Below are 2,386 nucleotides of genomic sequence, written 5' to 3'. Positions count from 1 at the left end.
GAGCTTAACTTGTATTTCATATTGAGTTTCCTTTCTCTTTAATAATACAACCGAGCTAGTCAAGGTCTGTTGACTAACTGAATTGCTCGATGGTGATCCTTTCCATGTTTTGAACCATTTGAGCAGAAGGAGGGATGGGGGAAGTGTGTGAATCAATCAGCAAACCAATACAGCAACAAAGCATAAGTGTGATTTGCTTGATTTATCCACGGTGTTTCACCGCCATCGGATAACTTTGTCAAACTATTACAAATTCGTCAAAAACCACCTCTATTTATAATCTTAGGGAATATTCGTACGAATTCCATCTTTGACTCTATTTACATGGCACTTTAACAGGCTGTGTCACATTACCACCAAAGTTAGCCGGTTTGTGTTGATCTTTGAGGCGTTTTCAAGGTGAGATGACCACTAATTATGTGTATGAAATGCATTGAATGGTCGCAAAAATCGTATTTTCTATATTAAATTCGCCAAAAATTAGAAAATACGATTAATGTGCGATTTGAGGTAGTAATTGGCATTAATTTACCTGCTAGCAGGATACATTCTACATCGGCAGGTTCAAAAACTCGTTCCGATAGAGTTTATTAGCTAGACGCTCACGTAGCTTAACTGGGATAAATTTCATTCGGTTTATCTGTCTAACCAGTTCTTGTGCAAAGCTTGGCGTATCCTTCATATTCATGATGCAGCCCGTTAAGGAGATAGTCTGAGCATCGAGAAGCTTCTTAGCTTGCTCGAGATGATGAGACGATGTATCTCCGTAAGCGACAACAAGAAGCGTTGAATCACAGGCGCTTGCTACTGATTGAGCTGGGATATTACCTTTATTTATGTTGAGTAGCGGCGATGTATCGATGATTACGCGGTCGTATTTAACTAGCCATTGAGCAACAGCCTGCTTTAATGTCGATGGATCTTTGTATGCTAACTGCGTCGATGCGACTTGCGGCGCGGGTACCCCGATAAACGTGCGTTGTGATTCAACATGCTCAATAAGCTGACCTGATTGTTCCTCTTCAAGCATATTGAGGTTCTTAAAAGCTGGGTTGAACAGGTTAAGGTCCACATACAGTGTAGAGTGACCCGCTAACAAGAAACGCTCGGCGAGGGCAGTTGCGACCGATGTTACGCCGTCACCTGAATGACAAGCAGTAACACAGATAGAGCGTTGTTCGTTTAATTCAGACGCCAAATAGATTTGCTCAACTTCGGCATGCGTTGCTGAAATAGTCATTATAACGCTCCTATTAGTACAATCGTGGTAGTAATACGTAGTATGTCCTCTAGGCCTACACGGGCTTTTTCCATAAAACTGTCACGACGGTCTGGAATGTAAATGGTGTCTCCAGCGCGCAAAACCGGTAGGTTATAAATGTTGGCTGTTTTACTAAATTCAACCAGGTCGAAAGTGCGAGCTTGTCCTTGGCAACAAGACATATTTACAATGGTAATCTTCTCAACGTATGCATTGTCAGTAGGGCCAGCCGCTTCAGCTAAGATATCTAAAATCGTCATGTTATCGTTAAACACATAACGGCCGGGGTTATTAACTGCCCCTAGCACACGCACGGTTTCTTCTTTTGGCTTGTCTAGCCAGTTTTTGTTCTTCTCAGGGATATAGATAGTATCGCCAGTAGTGACATTCGGTAGTAACGATTCATCGCCTGTTTCAAAATACAAAGACAGATTAAACTTGCTGACCTTGGCGTAAGGTTTATCACGATGGGTCACACGAATGTTGTGTATGTCTGCATCTCCAGTAGGGCCGTCGGCCGCAGACAAGATATCTAGGAAATGCATGTCTTTAGTGAAACGGTAACGGCCTGGTGCGTTGACTTGTCCAAAAATGTAAATAGATGCATCAGAGCTTTGGCGAACCCATTGTGATTTATTGTCTGATGGGTCTTGCGGTAAATCGTGTACACGAACGATTGAGCCAGCAGAGATATAGGGCATTTGGTCTCGTGGTGCACCGTTTTTAATAAACTCATCTAAATCGAATACCACGAGCTTTCTGCCAGTCACAATCTCAATTTTTGTAGTATCAGCGCGTAGAGTTGGTCCTCCGACATGCGCGAGTAGGCCCATGAAGTTCATTTCGTCTGACCACTCAATTCGACCAGGTCGGTTTACTTCACCAATCACGTTAACGGCTCTGTCTGGAGCGATCTTCAACCAAGATTTTTCGTTCATATCCGTTTTCTCAGGAACAAAAATCGCATCACCAGCTTTAATGTTTGGTGGGTTTGAGTTCGGTAAGCCTTCGGTATAGGCGGCTAAATCGAATCGAAGTACTCGACCATCGGCTTTGATAACGCGGATTTGGCGAGACTCAGCGAAGCGAGTAGGTCCACCGGCGTTAGCCAAGATATCCATGAAG

General features: G+C 43.3%; 2 protein-coding genes. Both read right to left on the bottom strand.

All coding sequences use genetic code 11. The annotated features are described in order from the left end of the window. Positions 1–550 precede the first annotated feature (550 nt). On the bottom strand, positions 551–1,240 hold the full coding sequence (locus BCT81_RS26255; RefSeq protein WP_061034073.1) for a tyrosine-protein kinase family protein: 690 nt from the start codon (positions 1,238–1,240) through the stop codon (positions 551–553). Further along, positions 1,240–2,386: SLBB domain-containing protein (locus BCT81_RS26250; protein WP_198596967.1), on the bottom strand; the 1,147-nt coding region annotated here is incomplete at its 5' end. The genes BCT81_RS26255 and BCT81_RS26250, both read right to left, overlap by 1 nt.

This window comes from Vibrio sp. 10N.261.52.A1 (genome assembly GCF_002876325.1).
GTDB lineage: Bacteria > Pseudomonadota > Gammaproteobacteria > Enterobacterales > Vibrionaceae > Vibrio > Vibrio chagasii.
The sequence above is the reverse complement of the archived record's forward strand: the minus strand, read 5'-3'. Positions and strand labels throughout refer to the sequence as shown.

What these genes read in the sequence shown, in the direction of transcription:
- BCT81_RS26255 (WP_061034073.1), bottom strand. Translation starts at nt 1,240, where the DNA reads ATGACTATTTCAGCAACGCATGCCGAAGTTGAGCAAATCTATTTGGCG.